This is a genomic window from Neobacillus sp. YX16 (genome assembly GCF_030123505.1).
Taxonomy (GTDB): domain Bacteria; phylum Bacillota; class Bacilli; order Bacillales; family Cytobacillaceae; genus Neobacillus.
Genome location: NZ_CP126115.1, coordinates 1,482,166 through 1,504,599 on the forward strand (window position 1 = coordinate 1,482,166; position 22,434 = coordinate 1,504,599).

The window sequence follows — 22,434 nt, forward strand, 5'->3', positions numbered from 1 at the left end:
AATTTGAAAGGTTATTAAATCCTCTATGAATACAGAAAACAAATACTTAAGTGGGTTTCAATGGTTTGTCTATTTGCTGGCTAATTCTATTGCACTTCCAATTGTAATTGGAAATGTATTTCAGCTTACTGCAACTGAAATATCAGCTTTAATGCAGCGAACTTTTTTTATCGTCGGGCTTAGTTCGTTTATGCAGGCGAAATTCGGCCATCGATTTCCCATTGCAGATGGGCCAGCCGGTTCTTGGGTAAGTATTTTTGTTATTTTTGCAAGTATTGGCACGCAGCAAGGAATGACCATGATCGAGACATTACAAACACTTGAGGCTGGTTTAATCGTTGCTGGATTATTATTATTTATGCTAGGGATAACAAAGTGGGTTCAACATTTATTGTTTCTCTTTACACCAATTGTAACTGGAACGTTTCTGTTTATTTTAGCCATACAATTAAGTGGAGTCTTTATTAAAGGGATGGTGTCAATAGATAACAGGACCGGTCAGATAGATGTGGTCAGCTTTCTCCTCTCTATTTTTGTTTTTTTCATTATTATTATATTTTCTTCAAAAGCTAAAGGGTGGTTAAAGAGCTATGCCATCTTATTAGGAATCTTGGCAGGGTGGATTACATTTATTGTTTTTGGAAAAGGTCATCTTAGCATTTCAATCTATACTGATTTTATTGAGCTCCCGGAAATTTTCCCATGGGGTTTCCCAAAAATAACTGGGGGTGTATTGGTTACAGCTATTTTATTCACCTTTTTACTCATTTCTAATACAGTTGCTGCCATATCTGCTGCAGAGGAGTCAATTCCAAATAATAAAGGAAAATTCCATAACAAACTTACTCGGGGAACGTGGGTAGGGGGAGTTTCTCATCTTTTTTCTGCAGTATTCTCAACAATTGCTGTTGTACCATTACCAGCTACAGCTGGCTTTGTCAGATTAACAAAACAATATCGTATTATTCCTTTTCTGTTTGCTTGTGGGATTATGGTAATCATTTCATTGTCGCCAAGTATTGTTGGCTTATTGGCCACCTTGCCTTTACCAGTAGCCAGTGCGGCCCTTCTAGCCACACTAACCGAGATGCTTGGGATAGCAATTCGCTCACTGAGAAAACAGCCATTAAATGACAGGAATATTACCATTATTGGGATATCTTTACTATTTGGTATAGGAGTCATGTTTTTACGCGATGAGACCTTTAACGGTCTTCCATATATCATACAAAATATAGGGAAAAATGGTTTATTAGTAGGAACATTTCTAGCGATTATTTTTGAACAACTTTGGAAACCAAAAAATTAAGCTGCAGAGACAAATGTTCTGCAGCTGCACTATTTCATTGCTGACGAAGAAAATACATAACCTGATCCATTGCTTCTTGAACATACATCAGTAGGGTGTATAATCAACGTTTGGCGTATAGTTATTGGTTGCATTCCATAACAAGTACTCATTGATTCCCTGTGCATGTAAAGCTCGGATTTGATCTTCTACTTCTTTCTTGCCATAGACCTTATAATTACCATTTCCAAGCCAAGAAGCAGTAAAATCTTGCAGCCATGGCCGAGATATTGGGGGATTATTTAACTTCTTTAATCGTTCATTTTCAACCTTAGCATAGCCCTCAACGAGGTGATAGGGCTGTAAATCTGGCTTTGGAATACCAAATATGGCGGTCCAATGACTTGGATAAATCATCGCAGAAATGACATCTACATTCTGTGCGATATTCGTGAAATTCTGGCCAATTCCTGCTGCTTCAGGAATGACGGTTGCATTTCCAAAGACATCGACTGAAACCTTCACATTGTAGGGCTTGAGTTTTTCTTTAGCATATCTTACAAATTCACTTACAGCCGTAACCCTGTTCCCTTGAAATGCCGATTTATCGTAGACAAGCTGGTTTTCCACCCTTTCAAACTTCTCAGGAAATCGTACATAATCAAATTGAATTTCTTTGAACCCTAAATTTACTGCTTCTATAGCCAGGCCGATATTATAATCCCAAACTTCCTTAAGAAAAGGGTTAGTGAAGGAATCACCCCGAGCGTTTTTCCATACTCCATTAGTTGTTTTATAAGATAAATTTGGGTACTTATTAGCCAGTTCATTATCCTTAAAAACGACAATTCTAGCGATTGGGTAAATGTTATTCTTCTTTAACGTGTTCATGAGTGAAGAAGGATTTGGAATGTATGGACGGCCGATTGTGTAATAGGGTGATTTTTTTGAAGGGATGAAGGTAAGATTCCCATGATCATCTTTAATATCAATAACCATTGCGTTTAAATCGGTACTGTTCACAAGTGAAAGCAATTGGTTAAATAAGGGTTTATTTGTATTTGGAGCATTTACATAGATTCCTCTGATGGGTTCTGGAAATGGTTTAGAAGCTAGAACAATTTCATGAATTGGAAGGCTGAAAGATAGTAGGATGACATAAAGGGTAAGCAGATATTTTTTCATAATATCACTCCTTTGTTATTAATTACCTATTAGAGTGTGCATTAAAGGTGATTTTTATAAAAAAAAACTATCTTGAAGAACAAGATAGCCCGATTTCTATAAAAAATTAGTCCGTTGATTTGTACTCCGGGCGCTACGCTTTCCGCGGATCGAGCGCCCTCCGCACAAATCAACTTAGTTAAATTATTAAAAATCATCTTTTAACACAGTCTGCATTTTTAAAAAATCAATTTCAATCCTACTAAGATGAGTCCGATTAGGAATCCGCAGACGGCGCCATTTACTCGGATCCATTGCAGGTCTTTTCCAACATTGTTTTCAATCATATCAATGAGTGTTTTATTATCGAGTTTTTCGAGATTTTCTTCAACGAGTTTTCCAATTTTCGCATGATTATTATCCGCAAAGATAGAAATTTGATTCTGAATCCAAGACTCAATAGCCACGACTTTTTCATTATCTGCTTTCAGGTTTTCAAGTGCCTTTGATAAAAGAGGAAGGAGATAACCCTCGTAAAAGTTAGGTAACTCGATAAGGGAACTAGCTTTTTCTTTTAGCTGTTCAACAAATTCCGTGATTTTATCCTCTAACTTCCATTCTGAAATCATTTGTTCTTTTATTGTGTTTAATTCCAAAGCGAGATTTTCATCGGATTTAATAGCTTGTAGTTTTGTATTTATATGAAAAAGTAAGGTTTGTCTATTTTGATTAAAGGGGTCACTAAAGCTTTTTACACCTTTTTGTATTAGACCTTGAATAATATTTCCTAATTTCTCCTCATTGACAATGTTCGTAAATGATTTAAGTGCAAATTGCATAAAACCATCTGCTTTGATATTTTCAAGTGCATCCACGGCCATCCTGCCAAGTCTTTCTTTTGTACTATCCCTTTTTGCCCAGTCATCTACTTCTTTTAGGATAAAATCGAGTGCTTTTTCATCATACTTCCTATTTAGCAGTTGATCAATGGCTAGGGGAAGGTAGTTACTTACATCTAAATCTTTAAGCTTTAATTTCAACTCTTCTGCGATGATGGGTGCCAGCTTTTTACTATCAATAGAATAAAGTAAATGTTGAATCAAGTTAACAACGGCATTTCTCACATGTTGTCCGCTAAGAGAATTCTGTGCTAAATGAAATAACTTCTCGGTAAATGAAATGCTCGATATTTTTTTTCTAATGCTTTCTTTGGTCAGCCAATCATTTTCAAGCATTGAAATAATCGCTGCAATAATTCTTTTACGGTTTTTCGGTAAAAGTGCTGTATGAGGTATTGGTATACCTAGAGGGTGACGAAATAATGCAGTAACTGCAAACCAATCAGCAAGTCCCCCGACCAACCCTGCTTCAAATCCCCCTTGAAGGATTATTCCCCATAGGGAATCCTGAAAAGGGAATGTCGCGACAAAACCTCCCCCCATTACAGCTAGAGAAATCGTCGCTAAGTGCTTCGATTTATTCTTTTTTCTCGACATCTTTGAATCCCTCATTTTTTTACTAAAGTATGCATTGCTAATGCTATTATCTCAATATCGCAAAAAAAAGCAAAAAAAAACTCCTATCTATTGAGAGGAGTTTTCCATTTTTCTCTTTTCTGGTTTAATATGCGTTATAAGCCCATCCAATTCCGTGATATAAAACTGTGTATCAGGGGCAGATTTCAAATATTTTTCTTGAAGTAATTGGTAATAGTTAACTCTTCGATTTGGATCAAAGCGCAGCATCGGGTATTCCTTGCGTTCCTTGACGAACAAGTCTACTGCTTTTTGAACCATGTCCATTTCAGCAGGAATTTTCTTGTCCTTTTCCTCAAAAAGATCATAGGTTTCTTTAGACATATAATACCTCTTAGAAGGAATCCCGCCTAAAATATTGGCAAGCTGTTTAAAATCAATACTGTTATCGTCCTGGACAATAATCGTACGGTATGCACCTTTTGGCAGATTATCTGAAAATTGTCTCACAGCTTTCCGAACTTGATCAATGGTGACATCAATAATGGGATGGTCATTAGTCTCTTTTTGTACTCTTTCTATGTCGTAATCTTTCTGAGAAGTGTCTTTTACAGGCTTTTTAAAATACTTTTGGACCATTACGTACCCAGTAAGTCCTCCAATTCCAATTCCAATAAAAGTAAATATTACGGTTAGCCACGGTTGAAAATCGTATTGGGCATCTAAGAAAAAGCCAAGTTTATAAAACCCAAAGACCGTTAAGGCGATTGTTAACCCAAATACCATGTTTAGTGAAAGGGTTTTCATTAAAAAGTTTGAAAACTCGTTCCAATGTTGATCGTTAAAGTTTTTTTCATTGTCAAGAAATTTTCTAACCTCCTTTTTCATTTCTTCTGACACTTTTTTTTCTTCGAAGAAGGACTCTAAATATTCACTTTTCGTTTTATCATTATTTTTTAAAATACAAGCTGTTTTCTCTGTTTTTCCTTTTGTGTAATGAACGTAAATATATTTTTCTTCAAAGCCCAATTCAAGATTCTCTGTTACTCTGCCTAAGTATTTGGTAAACTTGTGTTTCATATTTTACGCCCCCTTACTATCTTTATGCACAAATGATTGGGAACGGAATGATTTCTCTTTCACTTCCATTAGTATTTCTTTAGACTGGGCTTTCGCGTCCAAAATCATTAACCTGGCTTCGTGCTCACTATGCTTTATGATTTCCCTGGCATCTTTTCTAGCTTGCTTAAGAACTTCGGTACTAAGTTCCAGATTTTTCTCAGCTTCCTGCTTATATTGTTCTGTTAGTTGAAGCTGATTTTCAATATGTTGTTTTCTGCTATCCAAGACACCAACTAACTTCTTGAAAACAAGTTTCTTTAAAATAAAGACTAAAACAGTAAAAATAAGAGCTTGATAAATCATGGTTCCAAAAGAGATGGGGAGTCCAAACAGTGTAATATCACCCAAAACAATTCAACTCCTTTCAATTTTATTGGTTAATTTACGCTTTCCTTATAATTTAAGCGGTGAGCAATATAAACCATTGTAAGTGTTACAAATATGTAAGCTTGGATAGCACCGATGAAGACACAGAATGCCTGCCATATGAGGAGAGGAATAGCAGCTAATGAAGCAACAGCAAATCCATGGGTTACTGCACCAGCAAGTAGAGCAAGCATTACTTCCCCAGCATATATATTACCAAATAATCTTAGCCCTAAGGTTAAAGTTGTAGCAAATTGTTCCAAAACATTAATGGCAAACAAAGCTTTAAAGGGTTTGAAAAAGCTGGTAAAGTAATGTTTAAATCCGTTTAGACGAATGTCGATGAAATGTGTGTAGGCAATAATCATGATGGCTAATGTCATAGTGACATGAGCATCAGCGGTCGGGGAGCGCCACCATGAAACGGGGGGTTCTTCAATGGTTATGATGGAAAAAGGGACACCTAAAAGATTGGCAATAAACAAATACATTAAAAGAGATACCCCAGTAGACAAAATAAATAAATTGTTGTTAGGACCCATTGAATTATTCATGATATCCCTAACAAAGTCCATGATCCATTCCATAAAGTTTTGCCATTTTTTAGGTATCCCTTTTGTGAGGTTTCTTGTAGCAAGGTAGGCTATCAGAAAGACCAAAATCGAAGCGATGGTGGTGGTCAAGATAATGGATAAATCGAAGGTTAAATTAAATAGTACTACTTGTGGCCTAGAATGTTCCATGATGTCTAACCCCTTTCTTATAGTAGGTTAAATAAGCTTTACTGCGTAAGAACTAGGAAATATGTACTAGGTGGCGCTTTCATTATAAAGCTAATCAAATGTTATTGCAACATAGTTCGCAATTTATTGCTAATTTTCTGAATAATAAAATTAGCATGATTACAAACAATCTTAAGATATAGTTAGTTATACAATTTATATTGTTCAGAATAGGTATATTAAAGGAAAAAGGGCAGCCAGTTAAGATGGCTGCCCTAAGTTGTCTTTTGGAGGAGAATTAGTTTATCGCCATAGTCTCCTTAAAAGTTATTTGAATTTCATTCATTTCGTCGTTAAAGGAAAGGCAGGTTTCAGTATCCTCGAAGAACCATACATCATTTCCTTCTACATAGAAGTTAAACCCATTAATTTCTTTCATAAAGCCAACATTTGATGGTGCTTCTGCTGAAAATGCAAGGCTAAAGCCCTTGTTTTTTTCACCGAAACCACTGTATCGAGGAAACATTCTTACGGTATTGATCTCGAATTCATTTGTAAACCACTTTGCAGCTTTTTCATCAATTGAAATTAACATATAATATGCACCAACCTTTTCAAAATGGTATATAGCACTAATTAGATTGAAAAATGCTAATTTAGAAAGAAATGTTAATCATATCTCATATAATTAGATTAAGGCTTTTTAATGGATTTGCATGTGACATTTTTCACAAATGTTTCTGTCTTAGAGATTATTTTAAAAATTGGTCAAATTTCTGCAATAAACATTATGAAAGGCGGATACTAAAAAATATAAAAAATACCGTTCAGAAATGTTTTGTAATCTGTAACATGTTAAAAGGGTTGAAGATGATAAAATGGGGTTAATACGAAAAGGGAGTTACTAATTATGGATCAAAAACTTGATAAACTAACGGAGAACATAAACGATATTAAAAACTTAATTAATTCTTTCCATAAAACTTTAGAAAAAATTGAACATAGACTTTCGCGATTGGAGCAAATGGACAGTATTGAGCACCGAGTTGAGGTGAACCAAATTGACTTATCAGATATTAAAGAGTCAATACAGCGCATTGAAGACGTTCAAGACAATGTAGTAAAGCACTTAGAAAAAAACTTAGGAAATGGTGAGGAAATTAAACACATTAATCGCCGCCTGGATTCACATTTAATTAAATTAGCCAAAGCAGAAGAAGAAATCATTATCTTAAGAAACAAATAACTGCAAAGAAAAAAGATCAGAGGCGATAATCTGATCTTCTTTGTTATTCAATGAAATGTAACCGTTCTCAAAACTATTTAAATAGTGATTTACTACCTTTAAATAGTAGTGCTAAAGAAAAAATCATTACTGCTAATGCGCCTACGATATCAAAAATTGGACCTAAGAAACCTAAAAATGATACCGGTTCAACGCTCATTAAAGCAAATCCAGAAAGTATAGACGCTAAAAATAAGAAAATTAATTCCATCGTAATTTCTCCCCCCTTTAGTTTAGAATATGAATTCCAAGGGGGAGGTGATTGGATTTTAGATGAAATATTACAATTTTATTACAAAAAAACAGACCGTAATTGGCCTGTTTTAGTGGGTCTATTTTTAGGAGAGTACCTCTGTTTGTGACAAAGAAATTTTATTTTCGCTAGGTTCTTCATCATTGACTTTCTTTGTTACCTCAATATATTTAATGTGATGCTCCTCCATATCGAGTATTTTAAAGCTATATGATTCGTGATGGATGGAGTCTCCTTCTTTTGCTTCATAATTTTCAGTTAAAATCCAGCCGCCAATGGTGTCTATATCTTCATCATCTATGTCGACTCCTAATAAGTCATTGACTTCTGTTACTAAAACCTTTGAGTCGATAATATAGTGATGTTCCTTTATTTTACGTATCATTGGAATTTCATCGGAATCAAATTCATCGCGGATTTCACCAACAATTTCCTCGAGAATATCTTCAACCGTAACCAATCCCGATGTTCCGCCATATTCATCCATTAATATAGCCATATGCATTCGATCTTTCTGCATTTTAACAAGTAAATCATGGATGGGAATCGTTTCAATTACTCTAATAATTGGGCGGGTATAATGCTCCAGGGTTTTCGTTGAAAGGGTTTCTTTACTAATTAAATCTGTCACCATTTCTTTAATATTAACTAGGCCAATGATATGGTCTTTATCACCATCAATAATCGGATATCTCGTATATTTTTCCTCACGGATTACTTGGAGAAAAGTATCTAATGTATCATCTTTCGATAATGAAACGATTTCCGTCCGGGGAACCATAATTTCTTTGGCAATCCGGTTATCAAATTCAAAAATTTTATTTACATACTTAAACTCAGATTGGTTAATTTCGCCGCTTTTATAGCTTTCAGATAGGATAATTCGAAGCTCTTCCTCTGTATGTGCCATTTCGCTCTCAGAGACTGGCTTAAGACCAAAAATGCTCGTTACAATCCGTGCTGACCCATTTAATAACCAAATAAATGGATACATCACTTTATAAAAGAGAATTAAAGGCCGTGACATAAGAAGAGTAATCATTTCAGCTTTCTGTATAGCCAGTGTTTTAGGTGCCAGCTCTCCGACGACAACATGTAAAAATGTAATGGTAAGAAAGGCAATCCCAATGGATAAGATGTGGGAAACACCCTCAGGGATCTCCAGCCCATTAAAAAGGGGAGCGAGTAAATGCTCAATCGTTGATTCCCCAATCCAACCTAAAGCAAGGGCAGTAATGGTAATTCCTAACTGACAGGCTGAAAGATATTCATCCAAGTTTGAAATTACCTTTTTTGCTGAAATAGCACTCGAATTACCTTCCTCAATTAACTGGTCAATTCTTGAACTTCGAATCTTGACAATAGCAAACTCTGAAGTTACAAAAAAGGCAGTTAAAGCAATTAAAATGGCTATGATAACCAAGTTAAATATGTCCAAATAATTTCCCTTAGCTCGTTAAATACGAGTTAAGGAGTCACCTCCTAGTAATTTAAAAAAATTAACTCGGTACATTCAAAAGGGATTTCATCAAGACTGAATTTAGCATCATTAGATTCGTTGTGAATTTCTCTTTCTGCAGGTCATCTAATTTTTCAACAACTGGAATTAAGTCCACTAAATCATTTTGTAACTTCTGCATTTGCTGCGATACTGCATCTACATGTTTCTCCACTTCTGAATCACGAATTTTTTTGTCTTTCTTCCTATCTAGTTTTCTTTTAATCTCGTCAAGCGGATAGTGTAAACTCTTACACTCTTCAATAAATTTTAAATCCCTTAAGGATTCATCAGAATAAATTCGATAATTAGATTTGGAACGGTCCGAGTTTAATAAACCAATTGATGTATAATAATCAATTGTCCGTTTAGAAACCATTGCAATTTCTGCTAATTCACCGATACGATAGACAGCCCCATCATATCACCTCGGATAACTAAATTTAAAAACAATTATAGTAAATTACAACTGTACAGTCAAACGTTCTGGTTAGTATATTAGTTGGTATCAACATTTTATGAAAAAAGTCTTGTCTATATGAATTGGAAAATTATAAATTTTCAAAAAATATTAGAAATAAACGTCTCCTACATAGGAGACGCAGCAAGAGGTAATTTAAGTGTAAAAACGGTTAATTCTGGAGTTGAAAGACAGGTTAAATCACCCTTATGTTTTTCAATGATTTCTTTACAAACAAAAAGTCCAAGACCAGTGCCAAGTTTTTTGGTTGTAAAGAATGGCTCGAATATGGTTTTACTTAATTCTGAAGGAATCATCGGACCATTATTGGAAATGGAGAAAAGAACATGTGTATGATTCTCTATATGACTTTTAATCTCAATAATTGGATTAGAGATTCTGTGATGATTTAACACATCAATCGCATTAAATATGATATTAATGAGTACTTGCCGCATTTCATCCGCATAACCATAAAGAGTGATTTCATCGACTATTTCTTTCTTGATTTTTACTTTACCGTCTAAAATACTCGGATATAAGAAATTTAAGACTTCATCAATTAATTTATTTAGGTGAAACTGCTCTTTCTCTTTTCCAATTAGTTCTTTTTTAGATAAAAGTAAAAATTGCGAAATCCGGAAATTTAGCTGTTCTAACTCACTTGAAATAATCTCTAAATATTTCATTTTAGGATGGTCAGCCTTAAGCAGCTGAACAAACCCCTGTATCGAAGTTAGAGGGTTTCTAAATTCATGAATAAAACTAGATGTCATTTGTCCAAGAAGTGTTAATCGGTCCTGATGAGTTGAATCTATAAACATTGTTTTTTCTTCAATGATTTTGTTTTTAGCCTCTGTATAATGTGTAACCGCATAATATAGGAATTTATCAAAAGTGTAATTTATCTTATTAATCGATACCTGAAGGTCATCCCACTGAAGACCAGCCCTGCTTAGATAACTGTATAACACACTTCTGCCAAGATTAACATTATAAACAAAGTCACCAATATTAATATTCGCCAGTGCTCTTTCCTCAGAAATTTCAAGAGCATATTTTTTGATAATCTCTAATAGCTCTTCTTCACTCATTGTATGCATATTTAAAATAACATTAAATAAAGCAATTCCATTTTCACGTATTTTTTCTTTATAGGGATCTCCGTTAGAAATGACAATGGACTTTTCCCACTCACGTACTAAACTTTCTTTATTTTCATCAAAAAAGGCTATTAATTCCGTTTGTACTTCAGATAACATCACAGTTTTCCTCCTAAGACAATGCCAAACTGACTAGTTATTTTTATTATACCATGTATGGAAGTTTTTCCTTGTAAAAGTTCTATAAAAATAGTATATTCGTTATTGAATTCAATTAAATATTTCCACAGGGGGAGCTGCTTTTAGCGGCTGAGAGTGAACGTTCGAGTTCTGACCCTATGAACCTGTTAGTTAACGCTAGCGTAGGGATGTGGTTTGCCAATTATTAAAAGCTAACAATGCAGACAATCCTAACTGTCCTGCATTGTTTTTTTTTGTTTATAAGGCGCCATATTAATTCTTAGGAGTAATACCTGTCGAACGTTCTCCAATATACAAACTATAGGGGGAACATGTATGGAAAAAAAACGTAGTAACACATTATTTTTAGTTGAAGTAGCCGTATTTTCTGCACTTGCTTATTTATTGGATCTTGTTTCGGGGCTATTTTCATTAAAGATATGGCCACAAGGCGGTTCGATTTCAATCGCGATGATTCCGATATTCCTAATGTCATTTCGTTGGGGTATAAAAGGAGGAATCTTGTCTGGATTTTTACTTGGTTTACTTCAATTCATCCTTGGCTTTTCTCAAATTTATACACTTCTTCAAGGAATAATTGATTATGGAATTGCTTTTTCAGTTGTTGGGTTAGCAGGTATTTTTGCTTCACAAGTGAAGAATTCTCTTAAGAATAATTCAAGAAATTGGGTCACATTTGTTCTTTTAGGAACGTTTTTAGGAAGTGCTTTGCGTTATCTTGCTCATGTGTATTCGGGTATTGTATTCTTTGGTGAATATGCACCTGCTGGCCAGCCAGTTGCTGTTTATTCCTTTGTTTACAATGGAACCTATATGCTTCCTAGCTTTATCGTTTGCGCAATCCTTGTAATCCTTGTCATTAGTGCAGCACCAAAAAAAATGATATAAGTGGAAAAATAGAAAAGTCTGTGACTTTTCTATTTTTTTTTCAAACTTTTGTCACAGAATATGCGATTGTTCAATGGTAAAATGAGGTTATAAATAAAGATAATCATTCTCAATTAACTTATGTTAGGGTGATAAGGATGTTCGGTTCGTTTAAAATTGGAGAAAAAGGAAAAATAATTAATATTTCTAAGGTTGGCCGCCTAGTCCAAAGAAGGTTGTTGGACCTAGGAATAACAGAAGGATCTGAGGTCTGTGTCAAATGTGTCATGCCTTTTGGTGGACCAGTCATGATTGAGTCTTGCGGACAGTGTGTAGGGCTCCGTCGCAAAGAAGCGTGTTTAATAGAAGTGGAGAGAATTTAATGGAAATCGCCCTAATTGGAAACCCAAATACCGGAAAAACCTCATTGTTTAATAATCTTACAGGATCCTACGAGTATGTGGGCAACTGGAGTGGTGTTACAGTTGAAAAGAAAGTCGGGGTTTTCAAGAATCATATAGGAAAATTAATTGATTTGCCTGGAATCTATTCCTTGAATCCATTATCAAAGGATGAAGGAGTCGTAACCACTTACTTCTTAGAGGAACAGGTTGATAGACTGTTAAATATTCTGGATGCTTCTCAATTAGAACGGAATTTACATTTAACCTTGCAGCTGCTCGAATATGAGAAACCTGCCCTGATTGGTTTGAATATGATTGATGTCGCGAATAACCGCGGTATTAAAATAGATACAGATAAGTTATCCCAGATTTTGGGTGTACCCGTTGTACCCGTTGTAGCAAGAAGTGGTAAAGGCTGCGACCGTTTAATAGAGGTTATCTCAACAAGTTCGAAACACTCAAAGGTGAAAAAACATGTTTACTATGGAAAAGCAATCGAGGATGCGATAACCAAATTGAGTATGGAACTAATTGGAAAAACAGAGCATTCACCAAGATGGCTTGCCATTCAACTTTTTGAAGGGAATGAATACGTAAATCATTATCTTTCTGATCTTTTAGAACCTAGTAAACTAGTACCACTCGTTTCAAATCTAGAATCAGTCATAAAACAAGAAAATAGCCATGTGAAATCGCTGGCAAACTATATTTATATGAAGAGAAAAGAAGTTATTGAAAAAATACTAGAGGCATCAGTTCAAAAGGTGAGTACCGTTGTCCCTTTGTCTGAAAGAATTGACGCCATTGTAACCAATCGCTATTTAGGAATGCCAATCTTCCTAATATGTATGTATTTGATGTTTATGATGACCTTTGATTGGCTGGGTACCCCATTATCTGATGTATTGGATGGGATATTAACAGGACCAGTGTCCACGGGTTTTGAAGCACTCCTTGGCGCTATTCATGCTTCAGACTTTATACATGCATTGATTATTGAAGGATTGATTGCTGGTGTCGGCGGGGTACTGGTATTTGTTCCACAGATATTTATTCTCTTCTTTTTTATTTCCCTATTAGAGGATTCTGGCTACATGGCAAGGGTTGCCCTCGTAATGGACCGAATTATGGAGTCTGTTGGGCTAAATGGAAAGGCATTTATTCCAATGATGATTGGGTTTGGCTGTAATGTTCCAGGAATTATGGCTGCAAGAACGATTGAAACACCACGTGAGAGACTTATGACCATATTATTGACACCCTTGATGTCATGCTCTGCCCGCTTACCGGTTTATGCACTATTTGTTGGAGCATTTTTTGTGGGTCATAAAGCCCTAGTGGTATTAAGTCTTTATGTTCTAGGAATCGTTGTCGCTTTACTACTAGCGAAAATATTTACGAAAACATTATTAAAATCAGAAACGTCTCTATTCGTTATAGAATTGCCGCCATATCGTCTCCCACAGGTTCAATCGCTTTGGAGAAGTACCTGGGATAAGGGAAAAGGCTTTGTTAGAAAAGCAGGAACCTTCATCTTTGCCGGCTCCGTTTTCATTTGGCTGTTATCGTATGCCGGGCCGAATGGATTAAAAGTTGATATGGATGATAGCTTTTTGGCAGCGATAGGGAATTTGTTTGCACCGCTATTAGAGCCAATAGGATTTGGTACTTGGCAGGCGGCCGCCTCATTAATAACAGGATTCTTAGCAAAAGAAGCCATCATTTCAACTATGAATATTATTTACTTTGTACCAGAAAATGCGAGTCTGCAAGGTTTATTGAGTGATTTTTACACACCGCTGGCTGCCTATAGCTTTATGGTTTTTATACTATTATATATTCCATGTTTAGCCACAGCGGCAACCATCTATAAAGAAACAGGCTCAAGGAAATGGACTGCATTTTCTATCCTTTACGCACTATTTATTGCGTATGTTTTATGTTTGGTCATTTATCAGGGCGGTAAATTGTTTGGTCTAGTCTAATTAGGTAGGTGTTCCGTATGATAGCAAATATAGGTAGTTTCATAATAGGCGCTGCGATTTTTGGTTATGCGGCATGGGCATTAGTAAAGTTTATTAATAAATCGAAAAAAGGAAAATGTGCGGCATGTGATCTTGAAAAGTCTTGCTCTACTCAAAGTCAATGTGGCATTCCACCAAAATAAAAGGATGAAACTGCTATCATTTAAACGATAGCAGTTTTTTCTTTTAAATATAAGGCAACTTGTGTAAAATTACACTAGTAGGTTTTTGAAAGAAGGTCTTAGCATGAATAGAGAAGAAATCATTATGCTAGTTTCAGATAAATTGCGATTGATTCGTACAGAAGCAGGCTATACTCAGGATAAAATGGCAGAAATCATTGGAGTATCAAAGAAAACTCTTGTACAGATTGAAAAAGGAAGGGTCCTTGCAGGCTGGTCTACTGTTGTTACCATATGTGCTTTATTTAGAGAAACAGAAACGGTCCAATTTCTATTTGGAAATGAACCGCTCGAAGTTTTGGAGACAGTTGCTCGCGAAGGAATTGATTATCGGAAAATGAAAACGTTTGGAGGACGAATTTGGTGGCGTGAGGTCGCACGGAAAAATGGATTCATCCTTCAACAGAATATCCTTAGCAAGCATTTCCGAATATTGGATGACAAACATTATCGGGTATACAGCAGTTTTGACGAAAAACAATCAAAAATAAGATTTAAAGAATTAACAAAGAACGTATAAGAAAAAGCATTCGAATTTTTTTCGAGTGCTTTTTTTTGATAATTTTTCCCTATATTGGGAAAAAGAAAATGATGTCCTTCATTCTATTTTTATTTTTGTAAGGAGGAGCTATGAAAAAGGTAGTGAATAATTGGAAGCGATGGCATATGAACCAATTAATGGTTCTCTCGTTTTCGCTTTTAGTTTTGGGCTTTCTAGGTATCGTATATGCTTATTCAATGGATTTAGATATTTCTTCACTTAAGAATGAACTTCCACAGGCAACCGTATTTTATGATTTGAATGGAGAGGTTGCCAGTAAGGTTTCAGCAAATAAAAATGAAGGTGTTCCAATCAATCAGATACCTGACTCCATGAAAAATGCAGTCATTGCAATAGAGGACCACCGATTCTATGAGCATCATGGCGTCGATTATATTGGTATCACAAGAGCACTGATAAGGGATATTAAAGCTCGCGGTATGGTAGAAGGCGGTAGTACCATAACCCAGCAATTAACGAAAAATACACTGCTTACCTCTCAAAAAACATTAAAGAGAAAAGTAGATGAGGTATTCCTAGCCATGCAAATTGAGCGACAATACAGCAAACAGGAAATCCTTCAAATGTACTTAAACCAGATTTATTTTGGTGATGGTGCTTGGGGGATAAAGCATGCAGCAAGAAATTACTTTGCAAAAGATGTCAAGGATTTGTCCATAAGTGAATCGGCATTGCTGGCAGGGTTGATTAAAGCACCTTCTGCTTTAAATCCCTATCACCATTTAGAAAAAGCAACGCAAAGGAGAAATCTTGTTTTAACACAAATGAAGAAACAGGGATATATAACAAACCAGCAGTATGAACAAGCAATGAATGAAAAAGTAATGTTAAATGATAAAGGTGGAGACCCGTTTCGCGGGAAGTATCCTCATTATGTTGACCAAGTCTTTGAAGAGGCGATTAACGTATATCATTTATCACAGGATGAATTACTAACTGGAGGATATCAGATTTATACCGAGCTTGATTCTACTATGCAGAGTGCTATGGAGAAAACCTATCAAAAAGACGATTTATTCCCAAGAGGCACTGATAAAATGGTCCAAAGCGGTGGAATATTAGTTGATCCCAAAACAGGTGGAATCCGAGCCATTGTTGGTGGTCGCGGAGAGCACACTTTTAGGGGATATAATCGAGCAACTCAATTAAAGGCACAGCCAGGTTCATCCATTAAACCGCTCGCGGTCTTTACTCCTGCACTAGAAAATGGCTGGAAAATAACCGATATGCTAAAGGATGAGCCAATGAGCTTTGGTGAATATGAACCAAGCAATTACAACTATGAATATGATGGGGAAGTTCCTATGTATGAAGCAGTAAAGGATTCAAAAAATGTTTCGGCTGTCTGGTTATTAAATGAAATTGGGATTGAAAAGGGCTTAGATTCGGCCAAACGTTTTGGAATACCACTAGAAAAGGGTGATCGCAACCTATCACTTGCACTTGGAGGTGTAGAAAAAGGAGTATCTCCGTTGATTATGGCTGAAGCCTATTCTGCCTTCCCAAATAATGGAGTTCGAATGAAAGCCCATGTTATCAAAAAGATTGAAGATGCAGAAGGGAATATCGTTGCAGAATGGAAGGAAAAAAAGGAAAGGGTCACCACAAAAGCTGTAACCGATCACATAAACACTATGCTGCTTGGCGTCGTTGAACACGGTTCTGGAAAAAACGCTCAAATACCAGGTAGAGAAATGGCTGGGAAAACAGGCTCAACACAAGTACCAATTGAAGGAGTTAAAGGTGTTAAGGATCAATGGTTTGTAGGCTATACCCCACAATTAGTTGGAGCGGTCTGGGTTGGCTACGATAAAACCGATGAAAAATACTACTTGAACACTACTAGCAGTGCGGGTGCAGCCATTGTATTTCGTGAAGTCATGAAGGAGGCATTAAAAGATACACCTTCAACCAGCTTTGATGTCCCTCGCATTGATGGGTTGATACAAAAGAAGCAAGAGGAAGAAACAGAAATGAACCTAGATACAATTGAAGAGCATTTTAATAAAGGTGCGAGAAAATGGGAAGAAAAATGGAGAAAGCAAAAAGAAAAATGGGAAAAGCGATGGAAAAGAATAGGTCCTAAGATGAATCATTAATGGTAAGGCACGAAGATATTCGTGCCTTTTGTGTTAGAAATTTTTATAATCAATAAAAATATTATAAAATATGAACGAAATTAATACTTTCACGTCTTATACATAAATAGAAAATGAGGGATAGATGGGGGAAAGAGAGGACAAGTGTGATGGATCCGTTAATAAAAAGTGCAAAAGAAGGGGATCATCTAGCATTTGCCATGTTGTTTAAAGAAAATTATCCATTCCTTGTAAAGTATTTAATGAAAATTACAATGAATCCAGATATGGCAGAGGAACTTGCACAAGAAACAATGGCAAAATGTATACAAAAAATTCATCTCTATAATGGTCAAAGCAAATTTTCCACTTGGCTGATTTCCATTGCTACCAATGCCTATATTGACCAATGTAGAAAACAAAAGCGAGAAAACAAATGGAAAGGACAAGAAGAAGTTTATCGAAAGCTGAAATGGCATTTTGAAAGCCGGAATGAGGAATGGAACGATGCGCTGGAGGCTTTAGGTAAATTGCCAGTAGACGTTCGGGTTCCCATTGTGCTGAAGCATTATTATGGTTACTCCTATGATGAGATTGGTGAATGGATGAAAATATCCTCTGGAACGGTGAAATCAAGAGTTCATAATGGAATTTTGGCGGTAAGAAGGGAGCTGAAACTAGGTGAAGAAACAGAAGGTCGTCATACTCGACAACGAACAACAAAATAAACATGACTTGGATGCTATTCACATGATGCAAGAAGGTTTGAGCAAGGTGGATCAATTCCCTGTCTATACTCCGGATCTCCAGTGGTTTGAAAGCATGGTACGAACTGAGAAGGAAAATAGCAGAAAAAAATTAAGGAAAGAACTATCCTTATTTCTAATAATTGCCTTAGTTATCTTAAGTGGAATCATTGTTTCTTTTTATCAAATGCCAGGTGTTTTTATTTTCATTCAAATTATTACTCCGGTATTTATTGCATACTATACAATTTCTAGGTTTAGTAAGAAGGTGAAAATCAATGAGTAATGATTACTCACCAACTCTGATTATTGTTGTTGCTGCTATTCTATTACTCCAAAGTATCTTTTTATTCTTAGATGCTAGGAAACGAAATCACAACTATTGGTTATGGGGAATCGTCGGTCTCATTCAAGCTCCAATGCCAACCCTTTTTTACTTAATATTTATTCGTAAAATCTTTCGAAAAAGGGCAGAATAAGCAGATGGGAAAATTCTGAAAAATGGGAATTGACATTTAAATAATCTGGTGATAATCTAACAAAGGATGAAAAAAAAGGAAAGGGAGGGTTACGAGATGATTGTACTACACAGCACTTTAACAGCAACTGAATACTTGAATGTAACCTGCTCCATTATGATCTCTTTTTAATAAGTCCGTATTTTAATTAGATGATAATCAAAACACAGGTTGCGTTCTTTTCGTACGTAACGTGTGTTTTTTTTGTCTCTTTTTTTAGTTTTGAGGCATACTGCACTATTGCGGTATGTCTTTTTCTTTTGCATAGGGGGGAACAGTATGTTTTCGGTTTTAAAGAAATTGAGTTGGTTTTTTAAAGAATATTGGAAGCGTTATGTCATTGCCATTTCCTTATTAATTCTAGTTGGAATCTTAGATGTAGTACCGCCTAAATTAATTGGTATGGCCATTGATGATATTCAGGTTGGCGAAATGAGTAATGGGAAAATAGGAAAATATGTGGGTTCTCTTTTCTTAATAATGGTTTTTTCATATGGAATAACCTACATTTGGATGTATAAATTATTCGGAGGTGCCTTTCTTGTAGAAAGAAAGCTAAGATCGAGGTTTATGAAACATTTATTAAAAATGTCTCCAACCTTTTATGAAAAAAATCGAACGGGCGATTTAATGGCGAGAGCAACAAATGACCTAAAGGCAATATCTATTACCGCAGGCTTTGGGATATTGACGCTAGTCGATTCAAGCGTCTGGATGCTTACGCTAATCATTACCATGGGACTATTAATTAGCTGGAAGCTAACGATTGCAGCAATCCTGCCTCTTCCGATTATGGCTTATATCATGCAAATTTACGGGAATAGAATTCATAAGCGCTTTATGGAAGCACAGGATGCGTTCGGGGAGTTAAATGACCGCGTTTTGGAATCTGTTGCAGGTGTTAGAGTTATCCGTGCCTACGTTCAGGAAGAGGCAGATGGCAGAAGGTTCCACCAATTAACAGAGGATGTCTTTGAAAAAAATATCAAGGTTGCAAGGATAGACTCATTATTTGATCCAACAGTAAAAATACTGGTCGGATTAAGCTATATGATTGGTCTTGGTTATGGTGCTTATTTAGTCTTTAATCAGGCGATAACCTTAGGTGACCTTGTTGCCTTCAATGTCTATTTAGGGATGCTAATTTGGCCGATGTTCGCGATTGGCGAATTAATTAATATCATGCAGCGGGGAAATGCATCCTTAGATCGGGTAAATGAAACTCTTTCCTTTCAGGAGACCGTGGAGAATCCTGCTCAGCCTATTAAAGTAGAAAATCCAGAGCGGATTGATTTTGAAAAGGTAACGTTTCGATATCCTTCATCTAAGGAGGATAATTTAACGAATATTTCTGTACAATTACTCCAGGGGCAGACATTAGGTATTGTTGGGAAAACAGGAAGTGGAAAAACAACATTTATTAAACAGTTGTTAAGACAATATCCTCTTGGAAGTGGAGACCTTTCCATCTCAGGTGTTCCGCTTAAAGAGCAGACACTGCATCAAGTTCGTAAATGGATTGGTTATGTACCTCAGGACCATGTCCTTTTTTCAAAAAGTGTAAAAGAAAATATTCTTTTTGGGAACAGTCAAGCAACCGAAGAAGAATTGGAGAAAACTATCGACTTATCTGCACTAAGAAAGGATTTAGAAATGCTCCCAGAAGGGTTAGAAACACTTGTTGGTGAAAAAGGAGTCGCACTTTCTGGCGGTCAAAAGCAAAGAATTTCAATCGCACGTGCGCTAATAAGAAATCCTGAAATCCTTATTCTTGATGATTCTTTATCAGCAGTTGATGCAAAGACAGAAAAGAAAATCATTGGAAATATTCGTGAAATACGAAAAGACAAAACAACCATTATCACGACACACCGAATGTCCGCCGTTCAACATGCAGACCAAATCCTTGTTCTTGATGATGGTAAGATCATTGAAAAGGGAACTCATGAACAGCTGCTATCTACGGATGGCTGGTATAAAGAACAATATTTACGTCAACAAGTGGAAAATAACTTTGAAGAGGAGGTGACGGCATGAGTACAGGACGGCGATTAGCCCAGTATGCCTTAAACTACAAAAAAATCATTATTGCTGCATTATTCATGCTGAGCATTTCCGTAGCGACTGATTTGGCAGGTCCATTCATTGCTAAAAATATTATTGATGAACACATTTTAGGCATCGAGTCCGTTTGGTATGAAAGCAATGAGGGGAAAAACACAGCAGAATATAACGAGCAATTTTATAAGAAAGAAAAGAACTTCTCCGATGGTGAAGAAAAGGGGAAAGAAATTAGAATTTTGCAGATTGGAGCAAAGTTTGTCATTGTGGAAGAAAAGCTTGAATTCGATGGGAAAAGAACATTTGAAAATGGGATCGTAACACTTCAAAAAGGAACAAAGAAGGTTGAATATAACGCAAAGGAACTTACCAATAGGGAGTTAATGGCGTTCTATCAACTGGAGATTCCAGGGATTATTAAACTGCTGATTATCTATTTCTGTCTTTTAGTGATATCTGCTATTTTCCAATATGGACAGCGGTTCCTGCTGCAGAAGTCAGCAAATCGGATCATTCAAAAAATGCGGGAGGATGTATACGGCCAAATCCAACGGCTTCCAATCCAATACTTTGACAATCTTCCGGCTGGAAAAGTGGTTGCTAGGATTACGAATGATACAGAAGCAATACGTGAATTATATGTGACTGTATTAGCCCAATTTTTCACCAGTGCTATTTATATCACAGGAATATATGCGGCCTTATTTATCTTAGATGTGAAGCTGGCTGCCATTTGTTTATTACTTTTGCCAATCCTTTATGGATGGATGTTATTATATCGAAAGTTTGCTTCAAAATACAATCACGTTATCCGCTCTCGAATATCTGATATCAATGCGACTATTAATGAATCAATCGGCGGTATGAGTATTATTCAAGCCTTTCGAAGGGAAAAAGAGACTGTAAAGGAATTTGAAAAGCTTAATACAGAGCATTTTGCTTATCAAAATAAATTATTAAGCTTAAATGCTTTAACTTCCCATAATTTAGTGGGGGTTCTTAGAAATCTCGTATTTGTAGCTTTCATTTGGTACTTTGGGGGTCAGTCGTTAAATCCCGCTTCTGTTATTTCTCTCGGTGTACTCTATGCTTTTGTTGATTACATTAATCGTCTTTTTCAGCCTGTACAGGGAATTGTCAATCAATTAGCCAATTTGGAAACGGCCCTCGTTGCAGGTGAAAGAGTGTTCAAGCTAATGGATGAACAAGGAGAGAATGTAAGTGCAGACCGAATCGAAAGATTTCAGGGCAATGTACAATTTGATCATGTGTCGTTTGGATACAAAGAGGGTGAGTATGTGCTTAAAGATATTCACTTTGAAGCTAAGCAGGGACAGACGGTCGCACTTGTTGGACACACCGGATCTGGAAAGAGCTCGATTATGAATCTGCTCTTCCGTTTCTATGATAGTCAAAAGGGTAAAATCCTTATTGATGGCAAGGATATTGTCAGCATTCCACGTCAGACGATTCGAAATCATATGGGAATTGTGTTACAGGATCCATACTTGTTTACTGGCACGATTGCCTCAAATGTCAGCCTTAACGAGCCATCCATAACAAGGGAAATGGTGGAAATGGCTTTAAAGGATGTTGGGGCAGATAAAGTCTTTAAAAACTTGGAAAATGGATATGATGAACCTGTAATCGAAAAAGGAAGTACCCTATCTAGTGGGCAGCGCCAGTTAATTTCCTTTGCTAGAGCACTAGCATTTAATCCGGCAATCTTAATTCTAGATGAAGCCACATCGAGTATTGATACAGAAACTGAAGCCATTATTCAAGAGGCTATGGACGTCTTGAAAAAAGGAAGAACCACTTTTATTATTGCGCACAGGTTATCCACTATTCGGAACGCTGACCAAATTCTTGTTCTAGACCGCGGGAAGATTGTCGAGCGCGGCACACATGAAGAATTGATGGTAGTAAACGGAAAGTATTATCAATTGTATGAACTTCAAAAAGGCAGTGCTGAGTTGGCTGGGTAAATGTTCACAGAAACTTCATAAATTTACTGATGACCTGTTATTTTTATCACATATAAAACTCCTTTAT

At 36.2% G+C, this 22,434-nt stretch carries 23 protein-coding genes and 1 riboswitch; of the genes, 14 read left to right on the forward strand and 9 right to left on the reverse strand.

Annotation, left to right across the window (positions count from 1 at the left end; all coding sequences use genetic code 11):
* The first annotated feature begins 25 nt into the window (after window positions 1-25).
* On the forward strand, window positions 26-1,309 hold the full coding sequence (locus QNH48_RS07235; protein WP_283954361.1) for a purine/pyrimidine permease: 1,284 nt from the start codon (window positions 26-28) through the stop codon (window positions 1,307-1,309).
* A gap of 87 nt (window positions 1,310-1,396) precedes the next feature.
* Here QNH48_RS07235 and QNH48_RS07240 read toward each other — a convergent pair whose 3' ends face one another.
* The 6 genes from QNH48_RS07240 to QNH48_RS07265 all read right to left on the reverse strand — a co-directional run bounded on the left by QNH48_RS07240 (window position 1,397) and on the right by QNH48_RS07265 (window position 6,732).
* Window positions 1,397-2,473, reverse strand: a complete 1,077-nt coding sequence (locus QNH48_RS07240; protein ID WP_283954362.1) for a putative glycoside hydrolase — start codon at window positions 2,471-2,473, stop codon at window positions 1,397-1,399.
* Between the two features lie 218 nt (window positions 2,474-2,691).
* The gene (locus QNH48_RS07245) at window positions 2,692-3,948 is read right to left on the reverse strand and encodes a DUF445 domain-containing protein (protein ID WP_283954363.1); all 1,257 of its coding nucleotides are present in this window, start codon (window positions 3,946-3,948) and stop codon (window positions 2,692-2,694) included.
* An 87-nt stretch (window positions 3,949-4,035) separates the two neighbouring features.
* Entirely contained in the window at window positions 4,036-5,007 is a 972-nt protein-coding gene (locus tag QNH48_RS07250; RefSeq protein WP_283954364.1) for an AtpZ/AtpI family protein, read from the reverse strand.
* 3 nt (window positions 5,008-5,010) lie between these two features.
* Window positions 5,011-5,397: a F0F1 ATP synthase subunit B gene (locus QNH48_RS07255; RefSeq protein ID WP_133370704.1), complete on the reverse strand. Its 387-nt coding sequence runs from the start codon at window positions 5,395-5,397 to the stop codon at window positions 5,011-5,013.
* A gap of 29 nt (window positions 5,398-5,426) precedes the next feature.
* The gene (gene atpB / locus QNH48_RS07260) at window positions 5,427-6,158 is read right to left on the reverse strand and encodes a F0F1 ATP synthase subunit A (protein ID WP_283954365.1); all 732 of its coding nucleotides are present in this window, start codon (window positions 6,156-6,158) and stop codon (window positions 5,427-5,429) included.
* A 277-nt stretch (window positions 6,159-6,435) separates the two neighbouring features.
* A complete protein-coding gene (locus tag QNH48_RS07265) occupies window positions 6,436-6,732 on the reverse strand; it encodes a HesB/YadR/YfhF family protein (protein WP_283954366.1) in 297 nt (98 codons plus the stop codon).
* 315 nt (window positions 6,733-7,047) lie between these two features.
* Here QNH48_RS07265 and QNH48_RS07270 point away from each other — a divergent pair, with 315 nt between their 5' ends.
* Together QNH48_RS07270 and QNH48_RS07275 are read left to right on the forward strand one after the other, a co-directional pair.
* Window positions 7,048-7,383, forward strand: a complete 336-nt coding sequence (locus QNH48_RS07270) for a hypothetical protein (protein ID WP_283954367.1) — start codon at window positions 7,048-7,050, stop codon at window positions 7,381-7,383.
* Window positions 7,384-7,433: 50 nt separating this feature from the next.
* A complete protein-coding gene (locus tag QNH48_RS07275; protein ID WP_283954368.1) occupies window positions 7,434-7,784 on the forward strand; it encodes a hypothetical protein in 351 nt (116 codons plus the stop codon).
* Here the strand turns inward: QNH48_RS07275 and QNH48_RS07280 are convergent.
* The 3 genes from QNH48_RS07280 to QNH48_RS07290 all read right to left on the reverse strand — a co-directional run bounded on the left by QNH48_RS07280 (window position 7,761) and on the right by QNH48_RS07290 (window position 10,895).
* Complete coding sequence (locus tag QNH48_RS07280; protein ID WP_283954369.1) at window positions 7,761-9,113, reverse strand: hemolysin family protein; 1,353 nt, start codon at window positions 9,111-9,113, stop codon at window positions 7,761-7,763. The genes QNH48_RS07275 and QNH48_RS07280 overlap by 24 nt on opposite strands.
* Before the next feature lie 61 nt (window positions 9,114-9,174).
* A complete protein-coding gene (locus tag QNH48_RS07285; protein WP_481858459.1) occupies window positions 9,175-9,552 on the reverse strand; it encodes a MerR family transcriptional regulator in 378 nt (125 codons plus the stop codon).
* Window positions 9,553-9,761: 209 nt separating this feature from the next.
* A complete protein-coding gene (locus tag QNH48_RS07290; RefSeq protein ID WP_283954370.1) occupies window positions 9,762-10,895 on the reverse strand; it encodes a histidine kinase N-terminal domain-containing protein in 1,134 nt (377 codons plus the stop codon).
* Window positions 10,896-11,015: 120 nt separating this feature from the next.
* Window positions 11,016-11,122: riboswitch (TPP riboswitch) on the forward strand.
* Window positions 11,123-11,252: 130 nt separating this feature from the next.
* Between QNH48_RS07290 and thiT the strand changes: the two genes are divergently transcribed.
* From thiT to QNH48_RS07345, 11 genes are all read left to right on the forward strand, one after another.
* Complete coding sequence (gene thiT, locus QNH48_RS07295; RefSeq protein WP_283954371.1) at window positions 11,253-11,825, forward strand: energy-coupled thiamine transporter ThiT; 573 nt, start codon at window positions 11,253-11,255, stop codon at window positions 11,823-11,825.
* Window positions 11,826-11,962: 137 nt separating this feature from the next.
* Window positions 11,963-12,187, forward strand: coding sequence for a FeoA family protein (locus QNH48_RS07300; protein WP_095248501.1), 225 nt, complete (start codon window positions 11,963-11,965; stop codon window positions 12,185-12,187).
* Window positions 12,187-14,193, forward strand: a complete 2,007-nt coding sequence (feoB, locus tag QNH48_RS07305) for a ferrous iron transport protein B (RefSeq protein WP_283954372.1) — start codon at window positions 12,187-12,189, stop codon at window positions 14,191-14,193. Before QNH48_RS07300 ends, feoB begins: the two co-directional genes overlap by 1 nt.
* A 17-nt stretch (window positions 14,194-14,210) precedes the next feature.
* On the forward strand, window positions 14,211-14,375 hold the full coding sequence (locus tag QNH48_RS07310) for a FeoB-associated Cys-rich membrane protein (protein WP_179158224.1): 165 nt from the start codon (window positions 14,211-14,213) through the stop codon (window positions 14,373-14,375).
* A 103-nt stretch (window positions 14,376-14,478) separates the two neighbouring features.
* A complete protein-coding gene (locus tag QNH48_RS07315; RefSeq protein WP_283954373.1) occupies window positions 14,479-14,934 on the forward strand; it encodes a helix-turn-helix transcriptional regulator in 456 nt (151 codons plus the stop codon).
* 110 nt (window positions 14,935-15,044) lie between these two features.
* A complete protein-coding gene (locus QNH48_RS07320; RefSeq protein WP_283954374.1) occupies window positions 15,045-17,075 on the forward strand; it encodes a transglycosylase domain-containing protein in 2,031 nt (676 codons plus the stop codon).
* Between the two features lie 149 nt (window positions 17,076-17,224).
* Complete coding sequence (gene sigY / locus QNH48_RS07325) at window positions 17,225-17,782, forward strand: RNA polymerase sigma factor SigY (RefSeq protein WP_095248505.1); 558 nt, start codon at window positions 17,225-17,227, stop codon at window positions 17,780-17,782.
* A complete protein-coding gene (locus QNH48_RS07330; protein WP_283954375.1) occupies window positions 17,736-18,086 on the forward strand; it encodes a YxlC family protein in 351 nt (116 codons plus the stop codon). The genes sigY and QNH48_RS07330 overlap by 47 nt, the downstream gene beginning before the upstream one ends.
* Window positions 18,079-18,279: a sigma-Y antisigma factor component gene (locus QNH48_RS07335; RefSeq protein ID WP_095248507.1), complete on the forward strand. Its 201-nt coding sequence runs from the start codon at window positions 18,079-18,081 to the stop codon at window positions 18,277-18,279. The genes QNH48_RS07330 and QNH48_RS07335 overlap by 8 nt, the downstream gene beginning before the upstream one ends.
* A gap of 318 nt (window positions 18,280-18,597) precedes the next feature.
* The gene (locus tag QNH48_RS07340; RefSeq protein WP_283954376.1) at window positions 18,598-20,355 is read left to right on the forward strand and encodes an ABC transporter ATP-binding protein; all 1,758 of its coding nucleotides are present in this window, start codon (window positions 18,598-18,600) and stop codon (window positions 20,353-20,355) included.
* Window positions 20,352-22,367: an ABC transporter ATP-binding protein gene (locus QNH48_RS07345; RefSeq protein WP_283954377.1), complete on the forward strand. Its 2,016-nt coding sequence runs from the start codon at window positions 20,352-20,354 to the stop codon at window positions 22,365-22,367. The genes QNH48_RS07340 and QNH48_RS07345 overlap by 4 nt, the downstream gene beginning before the upstream one ends.
* Window positions 22,368-22,434 lie beyond the last annotated feature (67 nt).

Coding starts and splice junctions, on each gene's coding strand:
- QNH48_RS07235 (WP_283954361.1), top strand. CDS start 26: ATGAATACAGAAAACAAATACTTAAGTGGGTTTCAATGGTTTGTCTAT.
- QNH48_RS07240 (WP_283954362.1), bottom strand. CDS start 2,473: ATGAAAAAATATCTGCTTACCCTTTATGTCATCCTACTATCTTTCAGC.
- QNH48_RS07245 (WP_283954363.1), bottom strand. CDS start 3,948: ATGTCGAGAAAAAAGAATAAATCGAAGCACTTAGCGACGATTTCTCTA.
- QNH48_RS07250 (WP_283954364.1), bottom strand. CDS start 5,007: ATGAAACACAAGTTTACCAAATACTTAGGCAGAGTAACAGAGAATCTT.
- atpB (WP_283954365.1), bottom strand. CDS start 6,158: ATGGAACATTCTAGGCCACAAGTAGTACTATTTAATTTAACCTTCGAT.
- QNH48_RS07265 (WP_283954366.1), bottom strand. CDS start 6,732: ATGTTAATTTCAATTGATGAAAAAGCTGCAAAGTGGTTTACAAATGAA.
- QNH48_RS07270 (WP_283954367.1), top strand. CDS start 7,048: ATGGATCAAAAACTTGATAAACTAACGGAGAACATAAACGATATTAAA.
- QNH48_RS07275 (WP_283954368.1), top strand. CDS start 7,434: ATGAAATGTAACCGTTCTCAAAACTATTTAAATAGTGATTTACTACCT.
- QNH48_RS07285 (WP_481858459.1), bottom strand. CDS start 9,552: ATGGTTTCTAAACGGACAATTGATTATTATACATCAATTGGTTTATTA.
- QNH48_RS07290 (WP_283954370.1), bottom strand. CDS start 10,895: ATGTTATCTGAAGTACAAACGGAATTAATAGCCTTTTTTGATGAAAAT.
- thiT (WP_283954371.1), top strand. CDS start 11,253: ATGGAAAAAAAACGTAGTAACACATTATTTTTAGTTGAAGTAGCCGTA.
- QNH48_RS07300 (WP_095248501.1), top strand. CDS start 11,963: ATGTTCGGTTCGTTTAAAATTGGAGAAAAAGGAAAAATAATTAATATT.
- feoB (WP_283954372.1), top strand. CDS start 12,187: ATGGAAATCGCCCTAATTGGAAACCCAAATACCGGAAAAACCTCATTG.
- QNH48_RS07310 (WP_179158224.1), top strand. CDS start 14,211: ATGATAGCAAATATAGGTAGTTTCATAATAGGCGCTGCGATTTTTGGT.
- QNH48_RS07315 (WP_283954373.1), top strand. CDS start 14,479: ATGAATAGAGAAGAAATCATTATGCTAGTTTCAGATAAATTGCGATTG.
- QNH48_RS07320 (WP_283954374.1), top strand. CDS start 15,045: ATGAAAAAGGTAGTGAATAATTGGAAGCGATGGCATATGAACCAATTA.
- sigY (WP_095248505.1), top strand. CDS start 17,225: ATGGATCCGTTAATAAAAAGTGCAAAAGAAGGGGATCATCTAGCATTT.
- QNH48_RS07335 (WP_095248507.1), top strand. CDS start 18,079: ATGAGTAATGATTACTCACCAACTCTGATTATTGTTGTTGCTGCTATT.
- QNH48_RS07340 (WP_283954376.1), top strand. CDS start 18,598: ATGTTTTCGGTTTTAAAGAAATTGAGTTGGTTTTTTAAAGAATATTGG.
- QNH48_RS07345 (WP_283954377.1), top strand. CDS start 20,352: ATGAGTACAGGACGGCGATTAGCCCAGTATGCCTTAAACTACAAAAAA.